This window comes from Rhizobium vallis (assembly GCF_003985155.1).
Classification (GTDB): Bacteria; Pseudomonadota; Alphaproteobacteria; order Rhizobiales; family Rhizobiaceae; genus Rhizobium; species Rhizobium vallis.
Window position 1 is genome coordinate 71,258 of record NZ_ML133693.1, and the last position, 18,113, is coordinate 89,370.

Genomic DNA, 18,113 nt, shown 5'->3' on the forward strand with positions numbered 1-18,113 from the left:
GGTCAGCATTCCTCCAGAACTACAATGATATCGCCCGCTTTGACGTTTCGTCCGGGCCCGGCACGCAGGTCGCGAACGCGGCCCGGAGCATGTGCAGTGACGTTGATTTCCATTTTCATGGATTCGATGATGGCAAGCGTGTCTCCGGCCGCAACCGGTGCGCCCGGTTCGACCAGCAGTTTCCAGATATTGCCGGGCACGGCGCTGGCAACGCCGAAGCATCCCTCTGGGATATCTCCATCCGGGCCTTCCCCGGTGCCTTCGTCGGTGACGAAGCTGTCGAGGCCCGCCTCCTTCCAGCGTTGGCGCTCGGCATCGAAGGCGGCCTGCTGGCGCGCCTTGAAGGTCCCGATCGAGGCAGCATTCGCCTGCAATTCCCGTTCGTAGGCCGCGTAGGAGAATTCCGTTTCCTCGATCCTGACCGGATATCCGCCATGCGGGAAGGCGCTGCGCGCTTCGGCCAATTCCTGATGGCTGACAGGGAAGAAGCGGATCTGATCGAAGAAATCGAGCAGCCAGGGCTTGTCTTTGGCAAAGACCGGCGTCTGCCGCCAGGTATTCCAGACCTGTATGGTACGGCCGAAGAGCTGATAGCCGCCGGGACCCTCCATGCCATAGATGCACATATAGGCCCCGCCAATGCCGACGGCGTTTTCCGGCGTCCAGGTGCGGGCCGGATTGTACTTCGTCGTCACCAGCCGATGGCGCGGATCGACCGGGGTGGCGACCGGTGCGCCGAGATAGACATCGCCAAGGCCGAGGACGAGATAGCTGGCGTCGAAGACGACGTCGCGCACGGCCTGTGCGTCGGCCAGCCCATTGATGCGGCGGATGAACTCGATGTTATCAGGGCACCAGGGCGCGTTCGGCCGCACGAGTTCCTGATACTTGCGCATGGCAAGTTCCGCATCCGGATCGTTCCAGGACAGCGGCAGATGCACGATGCGGCTCGGCACCTTGACGTCCTGGGCTGCCGGCAGGCTCGCCTCGATCTCGGCGAGCAGGCCGAGCAGGCGTTTACGCGTGAGCGACGTACCGTCATAGTGGATCTGCAGCGAGCGGATGCCGGGCGTGAGATCGATGATACCGGGCAGGCGGGCCTGCGATACAGCCTGCATAAGTAGGTGCACCCTGAGCCGCAGGGCGATATCGAGCGACATCGGCCCGTATTCGACCAGCAGATTGTCATCGCCCTGGCGGCGATAGACGACCGAGACGGGCCCGTCGTCGCGCTTGCCGATAACAGGCGAGGCTGTTTCCTCCTTCGCCCGATGCACGACCGGTCCTGCAATCGGATCGTCTGGTCGCGCAACGGGATGGAAGCGGATGCGATCGCCCGGCTTGAACTGGCCCATCTTCCACTGCTCGTCGCGAGCGATGACCGCCGGGCAGACGAAGCCGCCAAGGCTTGGCCCGTCCGGCCCGAGGATGATCGGCATATCGCCGGTGAAATCGATCGCGCCGATCGCATAGGCATTGTCATGCAGGTTGGAGGGGTGAAGGCCGGCTTCGCCGCCATCGCTGCGCGCCCATTTCGGTGCGGGGCCGATCAGGCGTACGCCAGTGCGGGCGCTGTTGAAATGCACCTCGTAGCTCGTTGAAAACAGCGTCTCGATATCGCCTTCCTGAAAGAAATCGGGCGCGCCATGCGGACCGTAGAGAACGCCGACATTCCATTCGCGCGCCAGCTCTGCCGGCTCGGTTGCCGGCTTCGGCGGTTCGGCGGCGGCCTGACGGGCAAGGTGCAGCACATGGCCTGTTTTCAGCGTGCCGGTGGCATTGCCGCCGAATTGGCCGAGCCCGAACGTGGCGCGTGAGCCGAGCACGACGGGGGCAGCAAAACCGCCCGCCACAGCGAGATAAGCCCGCTGTCCCGGTCCATCGATGCTGCCGATCGAGAGGATCTGGCCAGCGCGGATGGTGACGGCTTCGTCATGCGGCAGTTTCTCGCCGTCGACGCTCATCGCCATCCTCGCGCCGGCAAGGGCCACCACCGTATCGGTATGGAATTTCAGGACCGGACCGGCAACTGTCAGCTCCAGTGCCGCGACCATATCGCCATTGCCGACGAGGCGGTTGGCATGGCGGAAAGAGCGCTCGTCCATCGGGCCACTCGGCGGCACGCCGACGTGCCAGAGCCCAAGCCGGCCCGGCAATTCCTGAATGCTCGATTGTGCGCCCGGGGCGATCACCTCGATAACGTCAGGCACGAAGGAAAAGTCACGCAGCGCTGTCGTCGCGACTTTACCGCTGGCAAGCAGCTCGGAGCCGGCGATGGCGCTGAGATAGTCGAGATTGGTCTCGATGCCCGATATCGACGTGCGGGACAGTGCCGCCTTCAGCTTCTCGATTGCCGCCGGGCGATCTTCAGCGGAAACGATCAGCTTGGCGAGCATGGGGTCGTAGAAAGGCGTCACCTCCGTGCCTGTCTCGATCCAGCCGTCAATACGGACATCCTCCGGAAAGACAACCTCCGTCAGCAGGCCGGCGCTCGGGCGGAAATCGGCATGCGGCATCTCGGCATAGACGCGCACTTCGATGGCCGCGCCCTTCGGCTGTAGATATTCGGTGCTTGAGAGCACGTCCTCGCCGGCGGCCTGACGGATCATCCATTCGACAAGGTCGATGCCGAACACGGCTTCGGTGACGGGATGTTCGACCTGCAGGCGGGTGTTCACCTCGAGGAAGTAGAATTCCTCGCGGACGGGATCATAGATGAATTCGACGGTACCGGCGGATTCGTAGGAGACCGCCGAGCCGAGATCGACGGCTGCCTTGTGCAGACGGGCGCGGACCGCGTCCGAAAGACCCGGGGCAGGGGTCTCCTCGACGACCTTCTGGTTTCGCCGCTGCAGCGAGCAGTCGCGCTCGCCGAGCGCGATGACCTTGCCTTTGCCATTGCCGAAGATCTGCACCTCGACGTGCCGGGCCTCTGCCACGAAACGCTCGATATAGACGCGCGCATCGCCAAAGCTTGCCCGCGCGGTGCGTTGCACGCTTTCGAAGGAAGCCTTCAGGCCTTCAGCATCGGCGCAGAGCTGCATGCCGATGCCACCGCCGCCGGCCGTGCTTTTCAGCATCACGGGATAGCCGATCGTTCCTGCTGCCGAGAGCGCCTCATCGGCGTTCGACAACAGGCCGGTGCCGGGCAGCAGCGGCACACCGCTCGCCTTGGCGAGTTCGCGCGCCGTGTGTTTCAGGCCGAAGGCCGAGAGGTGTTCCGGCCGGGGGCCGATGAAGGCGATGCCTTCGGCGGCAAGCCGCTCTGCAAAACCGATGTTTTCCGACAGGAAGCCATAGCCGGGATGAACCGCCTCTGCCCCCGTCGCCTTGCAGGCGGCGATGACGGCATCGATATTGAGATAGCTTTCGCTGGCCGGCGCCGGCCCGAGGCGCACAGCTTCGTCGGCCATCATCGCGGGTTTGGCGAAGCGGTCGGCATCGGAATAGACGGCGACGGAGGCAATCCCCATCCGTCGCAGGGTCTTGATGACCCGGATAGCGATCTCGCCCCGGTTGGCGATCAGGACTTTCTTGAACATGCTCAGTCCTCGCCATCCCAGATCAGCACACGGATCGGCGTCGGGTCGAAACCATTGCAGGGATTATTGATCTGCGGGCAGTTGGAGATGACGCAGAGCACGTCCATCTCGGCGACGAGTTCGACATAGTCGCCCGGCGCGGAGATGCCGTCGACGATCGTCATCTCGCCGGTCGGCTGGATCGGCACGTTCATGAAGAAGTTGATGTTCGGCACGATATCGCGCTTGCCCATGCCGTGTTTCGAAACTTCGAGCAGAAAGTTGTCGCGGCAGGCATGCAGATATTTCGTGCCGTGGCCGAAGCGCACCGTATTGCTCTCGCAGGAGCACGCGCCGGCCGAGGTATCGTGGCGGCCGCAGCTATCGGCCGTCATGGTCAGCATGACATTGCCTTCGCTCGACATAATCTTGGTCCCGATGCCGACATAGGCGGCACCTTGCATGCGCATCGTATCCTGGTTGGAATAACGCTCGGAGAAATCATCCGCACGGTAGAAGAGCGTGTCGATAGCCTGCTGGCCGTAACTGTCTTCGATTCGGATCGTCTGGCCCTTGCGCACGAGGCCGGACCATGGGGCTTCCGCCGCGATGAAATGATCCTGAACGGCGGTTTCCGCGCTACGGGCAGCGGAGGTCTGGATGAAATCGGACATCGTTCTCTCCTCAGGCCTGCATCAGGGCGTTGTTTTCGAAACCGCGCACGGCTTCGGCACTAGCCGTTCGGCAAAGATCATCCGCAGCCGGGAGTGCCGCCTTGTAGCGGGTGATGACAACAGGTTTCGGCTGATAGCTGGGATCGGGATCGAGCGGATGCGGGCAATTGGAAAGGCCGACCAGCATGTCCATCTCGGCACGCAGCTCGACATAATCGCCGCTGTTGGAGCGCTTGCCCTGCCAGCCGAAACCGCCGGCCTCGGCAAGGCGCACCGGCGCGAAGAGATTAAGGATGCCGGAAATATCGCGACGGTCGAGGCCGAGCTTGCCGGCAACGAGAACGAGGTTGTCACGGGTGTTGCGTGTCTTTTCACCCGGATATTTCGCCGCGTTCGAGGCAGCCGTCGAGCCGCCCATCAGGCAGTCATGGGCGCCGGAACTATCCTCGATCATCGAGAACATGACACGGCCCATATCGGAGAAGATCACCCGACCCTTGCCGAGTGCCGTCGTCCACTGAACCTTGGCAGTATCGACGAGATTGATCCGCTCGCTTGTATCCTCGGCATTCCAGGCGACGAGCGCCACGGTAGAATTGCCCTCCGCCTGATCGATGCGGATTGCCTCGCCGCGCAAAAGCTTCGTCGACCAGTACCAGCCGCCCGGAATGATCTCCTGGTGGATGACGGCGGCGGTTTCGATGCCCGGTGCCGGCAACGGGCTCAGGCCGGGCAGGGCTTTCGGCGCGAATTCCAGCCCCTTCTTCTGATGCTCCTCGTAGCGCGCACGGTTGGCGGCGATCTCTTCGGGCGAGCGTCTCACATGCTTCACGGCTTCTCTCCTGACGGTGCCAGGTCGTCCTGGCGTTGCCCCAGGGAAGCGACCGGGCCGTCCCGGTCGGGGCTGAAGATCGATGACTGGCCGGCAAGGCGCGGCGGCCAGATGGAAATATCCTTGGTGATGGTGGCGCCGTAGCGCTCCTTTTCTTCCGGCCGGTCTCGACGTCGCTCGAAGGCGACGACGCGGCTTGCCAGCGTAAAGGCTTCGCGCATGTCATGGGTGACCATGACGACGGTCATCTGCGTTTCGTGCCAGAGCCGCTTCATCAGCGTGTGGATTTCGGCACGAATGCCGGGATCGAGCGCGCCGAAAGGCTCATCGAGCAGGAGCACCTTCGGCTTCATGATGAGCGCCTGGGCAAGCGCAAGGCGCTGTTGCATGCCGCCGGAAAGCTGGGCCGGATATTTGTTCTCCGAACCGGCGAGCCCGACCTCGGAGATCAGCTCGCGTGCTTCTTCAATGGCGTTGCGGCGTGCGGCGCCGAAAAGCTTGGCCTTGTAGCGCGCAGCGGACAATTCCTTGCCGAGCAGCACATTGCCGAGCACCGTCAAATGCGGAAACACGGAGTAGCGCTGGAAGACGACGCCGCGATCCGGTCCCGGCTCCGGCGGCAGGGGCTCGCCGTCGAGCAGGATCTTGCCCTTCGTCGGTTGCTCCTGGCCGAGCAACATGCGCAGGAAGGTGGTCTTACCGCAGCCGGAGGGGCCGACAAGGGCAACGAAAGCACGCGAGGCGACGGTCAAGGACACGTTTTCGAGCACGATCTGATCGCCATATTCCTTCCAGACCCTTTCGATCTTCAATTCGCTCATGCCTGCTTCTCCAGCTCCGACCAGGGAAAGACGGCGATACGCAGGCGATCGAGCAGGGCATTCATGACCACCGCGAGCAGGGTGATCCAGACGACATAGGGAAAGATGATATCCATCGAGAGATAGCGGCGGACGAGGAAGATGCGGTAGCCGAGGCCGGAATCCGACGAGATCGCCTCGGCAGCAATCAGGAACAGCCAGGCTGGGCCGAGCTGCAGCCTGAGGCAGGTGATCAACCGCGGCAGGATCTGCGGCAGCACGACGCGCAGGCCGATCTGCCAGGAGGAGCCGCCAAGCGTCTCGGCCTTGACGATCTGCTCACGCGGCAATTCCAGCGCCTTCAGCGCCAGGTCGCGGATCATCGTTGGAGCGACGCCAATGACGATGAGGGCGATCTTCGAAGTCTCACCGAGACCCATGACGATGAAGAGGATCGGCAACAGCGCCAGCGGCGGAACCATCGAAATGACGGCAATGAACGGGGCGAGCAGCGCCCTGAGATAAGGCAGCATGCCGATCAGCATGCCGATAATGAGCGCGATCGCCGTGGAGATCCCGAGTCCGGAAAGCAGGCGAACCAGGCTTGCGCCCGTATCCGACCAGAGCAAAAACTCGCCGGTGCGCTGGTCGGCGACGAAGGCCAGACGGTTGATCGCATCGGCAAAGCCGGCAAGGCTCGGCAGAAGCTTGTCATTGGCGTTTTCCGCAAGTCGTGCGGCCGAGCCGAAGGCATAGGCAAGGGCAAGCAGCACGAAGGGCAGCAGCATCAAGGCAAACTGCGTGCCCCGGCTCGGCCTCGTGTTGATCCAACGCATGGGAAATGCTCCGCTGGTGAAGGGAAGGGGCGCGGGGTAAGCCGCGCCACCATTGCGGTCAGAGCGAAGCGTCGGCGGCTGCCTTCATGTAGGTCTCGGTGAAGCGGAGCTTCACGTTGCCGGTATCGCCCAGCACCTTGCCATCGGGCATTTCGATGCCGATGACGTCAGCGGACGGCGCGCCATTGCCGAGCAGCCCCTTCTGGAAAAGGAAGTTGCGCACCAGATCCATGGTCTTCGGCAGGCTGGGCGAGGCGGTGAAGGCGACGGCATCGGCCGGCTTGTCGAACAGCTTGGTCGCGGCAAGCTGGGCTTCGAAACCGGCGAGATCCGTGCCCGATGCAGAGCCCATGGCCTCGCGAGCCGCCTTGCCTTCTGCAGTATCGGCACGCAGCAGGGCAGCCGTCTCATACCAGATGCCGGCGAGCGCCTTGCCGAAATTCGGATTGTCCTTGAGCACGCCACTATTGGCGACCATCAGGTCGATGATTTCGCCCGGCACCTGCGAGCTGTCAAAAACCTTCTTGGCTGTGGGATCTTCGAGGATGGTCGAGACCAGCGGGTTCCAGGTGACAACGGCGGAGACATCGGCAGTCTTGTAGGCAGCGACCATGTCGGCATCGGACGTGTTGACTACCTTCACGTCGCGCTCGGTCAGCTTGATGCTTTCGAGCGCTCGGGCCAGCAGATAGTGCGAGACGGAGAATTCGACGAGATTGACGTTCTGGCCCTTGATATCGGCAAGGCTCGCCTTGTCCTTCAGGATGACTGCGTCATTGCCGTTCGAGAAGTCGCCGACGATGACGGCGGTCGTATCGACGCCGCCGGCCGCCGGGATCGACAACCCGTCCATATTGGTCAGCGTCACGGCATCGAAGGCGCCAGCCGTATACTGGTTCATCGACTCCACGTAGTCGTTGAATTGGGTGACATCGATCTTGATGCTGTACTTGTCGGCCCATTTCTTGACGATGCCGTGGTCAGCTGCATAGCCCCAGGGCATCCAGCCGACATAGATGGACCAGGCGACCTTGAATTCGGTCTTCTGCTCAGCCTTGGCGATGGAGCTAAATCCGAGCGCCAGGGAAGCGGAAAGGGCGGCGATGGAAAGGATCTTCGAAAAAGTCTGCATTGAAATTCCCCTTTTGCTTTTCTTCAAAAGGGATCGGCAATGACCATCGTGCCGCCAATCCCTTGGCTTACGAGGTCTCCCGGGCTTTTGTCCCGCCGTGCACCCGACAGGATTTCTCCCCCGCCGGTAGTAGCTCTCGGACCAGTCGCGCTTTTTGAAAACGCCGGAACCCTAGCCACCAACTCAGCAAATTCCTTGCAAGAGGTGTGCCACCTTATAACTCATTGATTTTTCTAATCGCCGTTTCCAGGTCGTCGTTGTACTGTGTACACTCTACGGCATTTGCTTAATATTTGAGCGCTGATCGGCGCGATGCGCCAGGGCGGTAGTTCTGGTGCGTGGCTGACGGCCGCTGAGGCACGGAACCGTTGCTGGCGCGTGCAACAATGACCTCCTGCGACCATCCCCATCGATGCGCTCGTCCGACCGTTGCGAACCTCGCACAAAACGAAGTATGTGGTTTCCGTCAGAATCGGGGCCACTATGCAGCCACTAGACCAAGCCGACATTGCCGCGTTGGTTCGAAAAGGCGGCCAACAAACCCCTTTGTTCAGAGGTCAGTTCCGCCCTTTCGATGCCTTCGCCAGCATCTCGCTCAGGGTTGCCGCCGAGAGCATGGATTCGGCCAAAAGCTTCTTGAGCTTCTGGTTCTCTTCCTCCAGTGCTCTCAACCTTTTGGCATGGAGTCCGGCATTTCCGAACTGCAAGGATTGCCACCGATAGAAGGTCGGTTCGCTGATGCCGTGCTTGTGGCAAACATCTGCCACCGTTACTCCGGCCTGGTGCTCTTTCAGAATGACCGTAATCTGGTCGTCGTCGAATTTTCTCTTGCCCATCACCGCTTCAGTCCTCACGAAATGCTCTGTTGAAACTGTCGAGGAGGGGCCTGATAGCATAGAGCGCCACGCTGCTTTTGCCCGTTTCGATCAGTGTCTGTGCGGGCATGCCCGCGACCAGTTCGACATCTTTCATTTTCGCCAACCGCTCGTCCGTGACACGGATTGTCGCGGCAAAGTAGGGCTGGCCGCTCTGTGCATCGATGAGACGGTCCGCCGAAACATATTCGACCTGGCCTTTAAGGAGCGGAACGCGCCGCTGATTGTAGGGAAGAAGGTGAACCTGTGCCTCGAGCCCCGCGTGGACGAGATTAATGTCTTCCGGCCTGACGTGGGCGGAGACGACAAGGCGATCGGCGCGTGGCAAGAGATCGACGAGCGGTTCACCGGCGCCGACCACGCCGCCGGCCGTGTGGATGCGCAGGTTCATGATTGTTCCACCTTCGGGAGCGCGGATATCGGTCCTTGAAAGCTGGTCGTCAATCGCCCGCAAGCGCTCGCGCAGTTGCATGATCCGGCTTTCCGTATCGCGCATGCCTTGGGCGACTTCGCTCAACCGGTCGCTCTCAAGCTTCGCGAGATCGGCCTGTGACTCGCTGATCACCTGATAGGCACGAGAGATCTGTGCCTCGACTTGACCCTGCTGGCCATCAAGATCTGCTTTTTCCCGCTGGAGGTTGAGAAGTCTGCTCCTTGTTTCCAGTCCCTTGGCGTTGAGGGCCGTAACCTGAGCCAGTTCCTGGCTCGATATTGTGGCCCTGTCGGTCAGTGCGGCCTTCTGCGCGCCAAGTCCGACGATTTCCTGCCGCACCTGCGCGATTTTTTCATTGGCGATCTGAATTTCCGCCTGCATGACCCGGCGACGGGCTTCGAAGATTTTCTGTTGACCGATCAGAATCGCGCCGACCGAAGGATATCTGTCCATGGCTGCCCTGAGATCCTCAGGATAGGCGACATGGTCGCCGCCCGTCTGCTCCGCAAGCAGGCGGGCACGGCTTCCTTCGGCGTCCCAAAGTTGCCCTTGAATGCTGTCGCGCTCCGAGCGAGATTTCGTATCGTCGAGCTCGATTACGATTTGCCCGGCCATGACAGCATCGCCGTTTTTGACGAGGATCCGTCGCACGATCCCGCCTTCCAGATGCTGAATGGTCTTACGGCTGGATTCCGGTTCGATGACGCCCGATGCGACCGCAGCGCTTTTCAGCGGCGCCAGAACCGACCAGATCCCCAATCCGACGATAAAGACGAGGATTAGCATATTGCCCATCCAAACAACGCCTCTGAGCCGCGGCATGGGCGATGGGGGGGCGGGTCCGCGCTGTTTCGCTTCGATCACCGGCAAATAGACCGTCTGTCGCCTGGATGTCGCCGTCGGTTGTTGAGGCAATCGCTGACCCGTCCCTGACGAATCTGAAAATCTCGCCCGCGTTGCGTTCAATTGAACAAGGGTCACGGCAGCGTTCCTCCCTATGTTCCTGTTCGAGCCGGCGGTTGAAGATACGTTTCATAAATCCGCTCACTGTCGCCGAAGGCAGCCACCGTTCCGTTACGGATGATGGCAATCTTGTTGGTGACCGGCAGGATCCCCATCCGATGCGTTATGATGACGACGGTCATCCGCATGGATCTCATGCGCTCGATCGCCCGGAACAGCATGCGTTCGCCGTCATAATCCAGGCTCGAATTCGGATCGTCGAGAACGACAAGAGAGGGATTTCCATAGGCCGCCCGCGCCAGTCCCAGCTGTTGGCGCTGAGCTCGAAGGAGCAGGTTTCCACCTTCACCGATATCGGTCTCATAGCCCTGAGGGAGGCGCATGATCGCGTCGTGCAATCCAACCAGCTTCGCGGCGTCGATCGCCTTGCCGGGATCTCCTCCGTCCAGCCGGCCGATCACGTCCTTGATTGCGCCGCCGAAGAGTTCGATGTCCTGCGGCAGGTATCCGACGTGGCGGGTCCCCCCGCAAAGGCGCAGAGCCGAGATATCCACCCCACCAAGAAGAACAGAGCCGCTCGTTGCCTGCGCAACGCCCGCCATGATGCGACCCAGTGTCGATTTTCCCGATCCCGATGGGCCGATGAGCGCGACGCAATCGCCTGGCGCGAGGCGCAAGGTGATGCCTGTCAATATCGGCCGATTGGCAAATGGTTTGATATAGTTGACGTTGTCGAGAACGAGGCCGCTGGGCTCCGGTATTGGCACCATTCGGCCGTCGCGTTCCGATGCAACTGCTATCAGCATTCTGTTCAGGCGATTGAAGGCATTGCGCGCAAACGTAAAGGCGCGCCATGCACCGATCGCGCCCTCGATTGGTGCAAGCCCGCGACCGAGCAGCAGGCTCGCAACGAAGATGATCCCGGGACTGCCGCTGTTTATGAGCACCAGCCATGTCGCCGAGCCCATCATGAGGATCTGCGCGAGCGTGCGGATCGATTTGGAGAAACCAATAATGATCTCCGTGCGATGCATCGCGATGTCCTGCGCCCTTCTTGCCATTTCCGCATCGCGATAGACGATCTGCGCTGCGCCATCCTGCATGCCCATTGCCCTGATGACCTCGATGTTTTTGAGGGCGGTCGCAAATCTGAGATAGCTCATCGAAAGGGCAAGATTGGCATGGGCAAGCGGCTCTCGCGTCGCCAGTTCCGTCAGGAACGCAAACAGCAGAAGTGCAACTGCGCTCAGAAGACCGATGGTCCCAAGCAGCGGATGAACGAGAAAGAGCAGGAGCAGGAATACCGGCGCCCAGGGAACGTCGAAAAAAAGCGAGCTGGCCGGGGAATCGAGAAACTGGCGTAATGCCGCAAGGTCCCTATAGCACTCCGTGGCGGCTCCCGTATCGGCGCGCGTGGCATATTCGAATGACGCGGTGAGCACCATGGGCCGCAGCCTGTGGTCCAGCCAGCTGCCGATGCGCGAAAGAGCTGCCCTGCGCACGATGTCCAGCATGGACCCGACCAGCACGGCGATGGCGATAATGATCGTCAGCATCAGGAGCGTGTCGGCGCTTCTGCTCGACAAGACCCTGTCGTAGATCTGCAGGAGATAGATGGACGGCGCCAGAAGAAAGAGATTGTAGCCGCAGCTATAGAGGAAGACCAACCCGAAGGCTCCGGCACAGGCTCGGAGCGCGACAACGAGCTGTGTCTGCGGGCGCAATGGTTTTATGGAAATCGTTGTCATTATCAGATCTCGCTGCATTTGATACTGACGAGAAAAGACTGCGTGCCGGTTCAGCAATTCAGGAGGGCCGCCAGCCGAAACCGGCGACCCTCAGGGTCTGAGTTCATGAGCCAAGATGGCTGACGTCGATATGGCCGAAGGCGTTTATGAAATGATCGAGAGAATTGTTCACCGTCGTCGTTTCGGGATCCGTGTGAACCAATGCCGACGCGATATCTCCGCCCCGAGCCATGTTGCCGTTGCCGCCGTTGCCGCCGACGCCTGCGAGGATGGTGGCATGCTGATCGGCCATGAGCTGCGTATATTGTGTCGCGGTCGTAGCCGCAGCCACCGAAGCGGTGTCGTGGCCGCTCGTGTTTCCTTGATCACCGTTGGACTGAGCGTTTCCGCCTGCGCCGCCGTTGCCGCTGGTGAGCGATGCCAGGAAGCCGTTCTGGGCCTGGCTGTAGCCACCGGCTCCACCACCGCCGGCGTCCCAATCTGCCGTCTGCCAAACGTGATCGCCGTTGTGCAGATGGGTAGATGCCCCATCGACCGTTTGCACGGGGTCGACATAGGCGACCGGGTTGTAGTCAATGTTGCCATGATTGATGCCATCGCCGCCGTTGCCGGCTTTCGCGTCGCCTGCATCCGGGTTGTGGAGATAGATCGTGTCAGATATCTGTGGAATAGGCATTGATGTCACTCCTTCTACTTCGTTTCGTCCGTGTTCCTTTTACGGCGTCCCTTTACGGCGTGGGTATTCAGATGTCACCGCCAGCCAATACAACCGCAGGCGAATATTGCCTGCGATTTAAACTGCGAACTATCTAGATATTCGGCGACGCTCTTTCGGATGTATACTTGGCCGTGGCAGGGAATTATTCTGGATTAGTACCTGGTGATTTGGCGCCGGATGGCATGATCAGGTCTGCGACCCCGTCGGAGCACGCCATTTTCCGGGCTTCTGATCGGGCTGCGCTTGGCGGGGGAGACCCTACCTGGGGCTGAAAACTTTCATCACTCGCCGCGAGAACGAGGGTGCAAGATGCAGGGCCTCTCACTCCAAGGTGGATTTGGCGCTCGCAAACTCGCGAGATGGCGCTACGGCCATGACAGCCAAATGGCTACAGCACTAGCCGACCGGATGTAGACGAATTGCAGGCTCTGCTTTTCCCAACTTCAGATGCACAATGCCTGAACAAATTCAGGCTGCGTAGCGCCGCACGCTCGGTGGACGTGCGGTTGACGGCGGAATGGAGACGGTAATGGCGGAAACTCGTCCCTCATTGGAAGACTTGCCCAAGACGGGCACCGATCAACACCTCGCCTCCAACCTGGCCGCGGGTCATCTGGCACTGGTGCCGACCTGGCTTCCGTTGGATGTCGCTTCCGGCCCAAGCTATAATTCAGCCGGCAGCGGTGGTGATGGATTTAGCGAAGGCGTGATCAGCAGCAACGCCTTGGCCGTCTTCATGCCGTCCAATGCCGCGATCGCGGGACCTCATTCGAGTGCCGACGCTTTCCAGGGCAACGATGCGCTCATCAATCAGCACCCCACCGAAATGGCTGGGATAGGCGGGAATGGTGGAAGTGGCAATATTGCCATCGGCGGCGGTGACAACGCCAGTCATGCCGGCACCGGTGGCAATGGCGTCTTCTACGGCGGACTCGTCAGCACTGAGGTCGCACTGTTTGCCCCCGTCAATACCGCCGTGGCTGCAGGCCCTGGCGCGGAGGCTCACGCCGACCAATCGAACAACGCCCTGTTCCTGCAGGGCGCAACCCAGATTGGTGGCATGGGCGGCTCGGGTGGAGACCATAACGCCGCGGGCGGCCATGGCCCAACATTGAGCCCGGGAACGTCGCTCACATTTACCGGCGACAATTATGCTGGCCACGGCGGCGATGGATATTTCGTCGGCAGCATGGTCGATGTGAGTATAGCCATCTTCTCGCCGATCAACATCGCCATCGGCGCCGCAGGCGGCTCGGCGGAGGCTCATCAGACAAACAATGTGATTTTCGACCAGGGCACTGTGCAGATCGCCGGCATCGGCGGCAATGGCGGCGGCTTCAACCTGTCGTCGGACACGATTTTTACCGGCAACCATGCGGGCGGCGGCGGCGGGGTTGGATCGTCGACCGGAAGCATGCTGGACGTCAACTTCGGCTATTTCCATCCTATCAACATTGCCGTTCCCGCCGGCGGAACCGCGGACGCCCAACAGATCGATCATGTTCTCTATGACCAGCATGCGCTCCAGTTGGCCGGCATCGGGGGGCATAGTGGAGAGGGCAACCTCACGGACGCCCATTCGGCTCTCGTCGACGACATTCTGGGCTTCATGCATAGCTGACAGATAGGCCTCCCAGAGCTCAACTGCACGAGACTGTTCTTCGTGCCATTTTTCAAGCCATATGTCGCTTCCTCGGCCGGCTTTCGTCTCATTGGCCGACATCGCACGGACGCCGGCTCCTTGAGAGATACCGAACACTCCACCACGACCTGATCTGAATTGTCGTAGATTTCGACCGCCAGAGGCCGGCACCTCTGGCCGGCATAAGTCGGCGCCGGCGCAGGATTGCCCTAGTGAAAGCGGTGCCGACGGGTATTAATGCGCCGCTTTTCAGTAATCATTATGGATAGTCAGCGACCTCAGTCTTTTGTTGCTTTTCGCGCCGGTTGTTTTGCTGGCAAGGTCTCCGCCCGTTTTGAATTGAGATTAAGAAATAAAGTCGAATTGATCGACATCTCGTCATGTCCGGCGACTCTTTCTTGAATAGGTTTGTAGCATATAGGTTGCATTTTCAGTGCCTTTGAAAGCTTTGTTGACTCGCTTTCCATACGTAAATTCGACAAAGACTGGAAAGTCTACGGCGACAAGTCGAACCAGCAGGTCCTCGTAAATAAGCCTTGCAAGGTGATCTGCAGTCCTAGTGACCTATCACTGAAATCTTATAGACTATAAGAATTATCCTGAGAGATCAGACTATTGATATCCGGAATACACTCTCTTTTTATCATGACATGAAGCAAGAACAGGAATAATATCCAAAGCTGTTGGGTTGCACAAATTCTGGGGAGCACGCAAGTGTCCGACAGTGCTGGAACTAAGCGCCGTATGGGGCGCAATGCACCAACTGTGATCATTATTGAGCATTCTACACTGGCGCGCACTACCGTAGTGAAGCTTCTCGAGCGTGAACTCGCAGGGTGGAAATTTATCGATTTGATCTCAACCGAGAGTCTCGATCGAGCCCTTGGAGCAGAAGTGCGCTTGATTGTATTAGAGCTGGCCGGCAGGAGTGTTGAGAGCGCCAGCCTGCGTGATGACCTCGCAGCGATTGCTGCACGTTTCCCTGAGGCCCCTATCACGTTGCTCTCAGGTACGGATGACGTCATCATAGCCCGTCAGGCGCTCAAGATTGGCATCCGCGGCTTTTTCTCGACTTCACTTCCCATTGACATTGCGCTTGCCGGTCTTCGTCTCGTTCTGGCAGGAGGAACATTCTACCCGCAGCTATTGGGAGCTGTTACAGCAGGCTCAAACGAACAGACCCCGGCCAGAAACGAGGCCGAAAAAACCTTGGATGATAGGACGCAGTATTTGGCGATTGCTGATTTCACTCCTCGGGAGGCCGACGTCCTCGCAGAATTGCAATCCGGCTGCTCAAATAAGGTGATTGCGGGAAAACTCAATTTATCGGGGCATACGGTAAAGATGCATTTGCAACACATTATGCGTAAGCTGCAAGCGCAGAACCGCACCGAAGTGGTTGCCCGCTTGATTCAAAGAGCCGCCGGTGAGCAGGACGCCTCACCGAGTTAGGCGGTGTCTCCAGCACCGGGGGCTGTCGCAACGTTTTGTTGGGTTCCGGAGCACGCTTTGACCCCACGATAAACGCCGAGAATCCTTGCACATCCGCACTGCCATGTCGCTGAGGCCGAAGGCGGGCATCGTGCGGGAGCACGTCAGAATCCTTTCCCTATTCCGCCGAACGAACGATATTTTTGCCCGTGGTCGTTTTCATTGCACATATACCGGTACTACTGCAGAGGTTTCGTCGCGGTAGGGCAGGCGAATTTGGAAGCGATGCTCACCACTCTGGATGGGCCAGAAGACGGTCCGGTCCGGGTCTGTGACCGCGAAGGGCTGGCCGTCGACATACCAGACGATTTGCGGCACATGGGGCTGCACGTCGGCCTTCAGAGCCAACCGGTCGAAGGCCGCCGGCTGTTCGGGATTGCGCCAGATCTGACTGTTGCGGGCAGGCGTCGATATCGCGATATGGATCTGCGGGTTGGAGGTATCGGCGTTGGCCAGCGAAAAGCCCTGGCTTCTCCCCGCTGTTGCACTGATCGGCAAAGACTTGAGAATTCCATCCGGACGCGACGGCAGCGCCGCCAGCTTCGGCGTCTCATCGGGCTTTAGCCATTCCACCAGCGTCTGGCTGCAGCTATTGTCGTTCGTCTGTCCGTTGACGACGCAGACTTGCATGGGCTTGCGGTCCGGCGGCGTCGGAAAGCGCGCGTCGGCTATATCGCCGGGCTTGTTGCCGTGTACCCGGTCGATGACTGCGTGCACGAGGCGGGCGGCACTTCCTGCGCCGGTCATTCGGTTCATGGTCCCGCTGTCACCCCGCCCGATCCAGACGCCGACGATGACCTTCTCCGAATAGGCCATGGCCCAGGCATCCCGGTAACCTTGGGAGGTGCCGGTTTTGATGGCGACCGGAAAGGGATATTCCAGCGAGCCATAGCGGTGGAAGCTCGGCAGCCGGGCCTGCGGGTCAGACAGGAAAGAGGTGATCAATCTGGCCGTATCGAGCGAAATGACCCGTACGGATTGCGGTTGCGGCTGTTCAAACGCCCAGCGCAGATCGCGCAATTGGCCGTCATTGGCGAGCGCGCCATACGCGCGCATCAGTTTGTCCAGACGTGTTGGCAGCGAGCCGATTGCCATCGACAGGCCAAAATAATCCGCTGGCGTTTCCAGGTCGTGCAGACCGAGTTCGCGCAGAAAGCGGAATGTCGTCTCAAGCCCGATGCTGCGAAGTAGATTGGTGGCGGGGACATTGCGCGAATTGGCCAATGCCTGGCGGGGTAACATCGGCCCAAGGAATTCGCGGTCCGCATCGCCGATGCCCGAAGCGCCTTCCGGCAAATCCAGCAACATGTCGGTTGGCTTCAGAACGCCGTTCTCGAATCCCAGCGCATAAATAAAGGGTTTGAGCGTGGAGCCTGGCGAGCGCTGTGTCCGCGTGTAGTCGAACGCGCCGGCATGTCTGTCGTAATAGTTGCTCGAACCCACCTGCGCGAGGACTTCGCCCGTCTGACGCGACACCACCATGACGCCGACCTGCTGCGCGCCCGCAGAACGCCAGTGGTCGAGATATTCGCGCGCAAGCGCGGTAACGTCTGCCTGCAGCGCGAGATCGATCGTCGTGTGGATCAGCGGCGCGCTCGCGGAGGCGGGCGCTACCTGGCCGTTTTCGATGAGGTCGTGAAAACGCAATATCAGATGCAGGGCATCCGGACGGCGGGGCAGGTCCGGCATCCGCATGCTGGCGAGCTGACGATGGGCGATTTCTGCCTCGTCAGCATTCATGACGTTCTGCTTCGCCAGCGCATTCAGTATTTGGTGGCCGCGCTGAACGGCGTGACGCAAGCCCCCCGGCCGCAGCGGATTCATCCGGGTCGGCGATTGCGGGATGGCTGATAGCAGCGCGATCTCAGCCCACGAGAGGTCGGCCACCGGCTTGTCGAAATAAAGCCGCGACGCATGGGCGATGCCGTGGCTGCCATTGCCGTAGGGTGCCAGCCGCAAATACTGCGCCAGCATCGCCTCGCGGCCGTAGCGAAGGGTCAGCAAGATACCGGTACCGGCCTCAAGACTCTTGTGCATGAAGGTGCGCGATTCCGGCTGCTGCATCCGCGCCACCTGCATCGCAATCGTCGAGGCGCCCGAGCGGCGCCCGGCACCCACGAAATTTTGCCAGGCTGCGCGGCCGACGGCATAGGGATCGACGCCGACATGCTCGTAGAACCGCCTGTCTTCAAGGGCAAGCGTTGCCTTCACGACGCGGTCGGGCAATTGCTCCAGCGGCCAATAGCCATAGTCGATGCGCCCGCTCGCGTTGTCGACATGGCCGATCTGAGCGAGGAACGCGCCGCTACGGTCATAAAGGATCGGTGTCGGCGCCGGTGCGTTTAGCTGCGCGCGCTGATCGATGAGATAGCCATAGGTCAGCGTGCCTGCCGCCAGGATCAGCAAGGAGAAAAGTACGAGCTTTGATCGGCGGCTTCCCAAAAACGT

The 18,113-nt window shown here is 60.4% G+C and carries 13 protein-coding genes and 1 riboswitch; of the genes, 2 read left to right on the top strand and 11 right to left on the bottom strand.

The features are described from left to right. Positions 1 to 2: 2 nt before the first annotated feature. The 10 genes from uca to EFQ99_RS21765 all read right to left on the bottom strand — a co-directional run bounded on the left by uca (position 3) and on the right by EFQ99_RS21765 (position 12,490). Positions 3 to 3,542 (bottom strand): urea carboxylase, encoded by a 3,540-nt coding sequence (gene uca / locus EFQ99_RS21720; RefSeq protein ID WP_126923287.1) that lies wholly within the window; start codon positions 3,540 to 3,542, stop codon positions 3 to 5. Positions 3,543 to 3,544: 2 nt separating this feature from the next. Continuing rightward, entirely contained in the window at positions 3,545 to 4,195 is a 651-nt protein-coding gene (locus tag EFQ99_RS21725; protein ID WP_126923288.1) for an urea amidolyase associated protein UAAP2, read from the bottom strand. 10 nt (positions 4,196 to 4,205) lie between these two features. After that, positions 4,206 to 5,027 carry an urea amidolyase associated protein UAAP1 gene (locus tag EFQ99_RS21730; RefSeq protein ID WP_126923289.1) on the bottom strand — a complete coding sequence of 274 codons (822 nt, stop codon included), beginning with the start codon at positions 5,025 to 5,027 and terminating at the stop codon, positions 4,206 to 4,208. Next, positions 5,024 to 5,848, bottom strand: a complete 825-nt coding sequence (locus EFQ99_RS21735; protein ID WP_126923290.1) for an ABC transporter ATP-binding protein — start codon at positions 5,846 to 5,848, stop codon at positions 5,024 to 5,026. Before EFQ99_RS21735 ends, EFQ99_RS21730 begins: the two co-directional genes overlap by 4 nt. Continuing rightward, a complete protein-coding gene (locus EFQ99_RS21740) occupies positions 5,845 to 6,663 on the bottom strand; it encodes an ABC transporter permease (protein WP_126923291.1) in 819 nt (272 codons plus the stop codon). The genes EFQ99_RS21735 and EFQ99_RS21740 overlap by 4 nt, the downstream gene beginning before the upstream one ends. A gap of 58 nt (positions 6,664 to 6,721) precedes the next feature. Next, positions 6,722 to 7,795, bottom strand: coding sequence for a putative urea ABC transporter substrate-binding protein (locus EFQ99_RS21745; RefSeq protein WP_126923292.1), 1,074 nt, complete (start codon positions 7,793 to 7,795; stop codon positions 6,722 to 6,724). 74 nt (positions 7,796 to 7,869) lie between these two features. After that, positions 7,870 to 7,981: riboswitch (guanidine-I (ykkC/yxkD leader) on the bottom strand. A gap of 371 nt (positions 7,982 to 8,352) precedes the next feature. Then, positions 8,353 to 8,631: a transposase gene (locus tag EFQ99_RS21750; protein ID WP_245441556.1), complete on the bottom strand. Its 279-nt coding sequence runs from the start codon at positions 8,629 to 8,631 to the stop codon at positions 8,353 to 8,355. Positions 8,632 to 8,638: 7 nt separating this feature from the next. Beyond that, positions 8,639 to 10,084 carry an HlyD family type I secretion periplasmic adaptor subunit gene (locus tag EFQ99_RS21755; protein WP_126923294.1) on the bottom strand — a complete coding sequence of 482 codons (1,446 nt, stop codon included), beginning with the start codon at positions 10,082 to 10,084 and terminating at the stop codon, positions 8,639 to 8,641. A gap of 14 nt (positions 10,085 to 10,098) precedes the next feature. Further along, positions 10,099 to 11,814 (bottom strand): type I secretion system permease/ATPase, encoded by a 1,716-nt coding sequence (locus tag EFQ99_RS21760; RefSeq protein ID WP_126923295.1) that lies wholly within the window; start codon positions 11,812 to 11,814, stop codon positions 10,099 to 10,101. Between the two features lie 103 nt (positions 11,815 to 11,917). Beyond that, positions 11,918 to 12,490 (bottom strand): PE-PGRS family protein, encoded by a 573-nt coding sequence (locus EFQ99_RS21765; protein ID WP_126923296.1) that lies wholly within the window; start codon positions 12,488 to 12,490, stop codon positions 11,918 to 11,920. A 571-nt stretch (positions 12,491 to 13,061) separates the two neighbouring features. On the opposite strand from EFQ99_RS21765, the gene EFQ99_RS21770 reads away from it, so the two are divergent. Both EFQ99_RS21770 and EFQ99_RS21780 read left to right on the top strand, forming a co-directional pair. After that, a complete protein-coding gene (locus tag EFQ99_RS21770; protein ID WP_126923297.1) occupies positions 13,062 to 14,153 on the top strand; it encodes a hypothetical protein in 1,092 nt (363 codons plus the stop codon). A 765-nt stretch (positions 14,154 to 14,918) separates the two neighbouring features. Continuing rightward, positions 14,919 to 15,626, top strand: coding sequence for a response regulator transcription factor (locus EFQ99_RS21780; RefSeq protein WP_208722801.1), 708 nt, complete (start codon positions 14,919 to 14,921; stop codon positions 15,624 to 15,626). Positions 15,627 to 15,824: 198 nt separating this feature from the next. Here EFQ99_RS21780 and EFQ99_RS21785 read toward each other — a convergent pair whose 3' ends face one another. Next, entirely contained in the window at positions 15,825 to 18,071 is a 2,247-nt protein-coding gene (locus EFQ99_RS21785; protein WP_245441551.1) for a transglycosylase domain-containing protein, read from the bottom strand. Positions 18,072 to 18,113: the final 42 nt, after the last annotated feature.

What these genes read in the sequence shown, in the direction of transcription:
- uca (WP_126923287.1), bottom strand. Translation starts at nt 3,542, where the DNA reads ATGTTCAAGAAAGTCCTGATCGCCAACCGGGGCGAGATCGCTATCCGG.
- EFQ99_RS21725 (WP_126923288.1), bottom strand. Translation starts at nt 4,195, where the DNA reads ATGTCCGATTTCATCCAGACCTCCGCTGCCCGTAGCGCGGAAACCGCC.
- EFQ99_RS21735 (WP_126923290.1), bottom strand. Translation starts at nt 5,848, where the DNA reads ATGAGCGAATTGAAGATCGAAAGGGTCTGGAAGGAATATGGCGATCAG.
- EFQ99_RS21740 (WP_126923291.1), bottom strand. Translation starts at nt 6,663, where the DNA reads ATGCGTTGGATCAACACGAGGCCGAGCCGGGGCACGCAGTTTGCCTTG.
- EFQ99_RS21745 (WP_126923292.1), bottom strand. Translation starts at nt 7,795, where the DNA reads ATGCAGACTTTTTCGAAGATCCTTTCCATCGCCGCCCTTTCCGCTTCC.
- EFQ99_RS21750 (WP_245441556.1), bottom strand. Translation starts at nt 8,631, where the DNA reads ATGGGCAAGAGAAAATTCGACGACGACCAGATTACGGTCATTCTGAAA.
- EFQ99_RS21760 (WP_126923295.1), bottom strand. Translation starts at nt 11,814, where the DNA reads ATGACAACGATTTCCATAAAACCATTGCGCCCGCAGACACAGCTCGTT.
- EFQ99_RS21765 (WP_126923296.1), bottom strand. Translation starts at nt 12,490, where the DNA reads ATGCCTATTCCACAGATATCTGACACGATCTATCTCCACAACCCGGAT.
- EFQ99_RS21770 (WP_126923297.1), top strand. Translation starts at nt 13,062, where the DNA reads ATGGCGGAAACTCGTCCCTCATTGGAAGACTTGCCCAAGACGGGCACC.
- EFQ99_RS21780 (WP_208722801.1), top strand. Translation starts at nt 14,919, where the DNA reads ATGGGGCGCAATGCACCAACTGTGATCATTATTGAGCATTCTACACTG.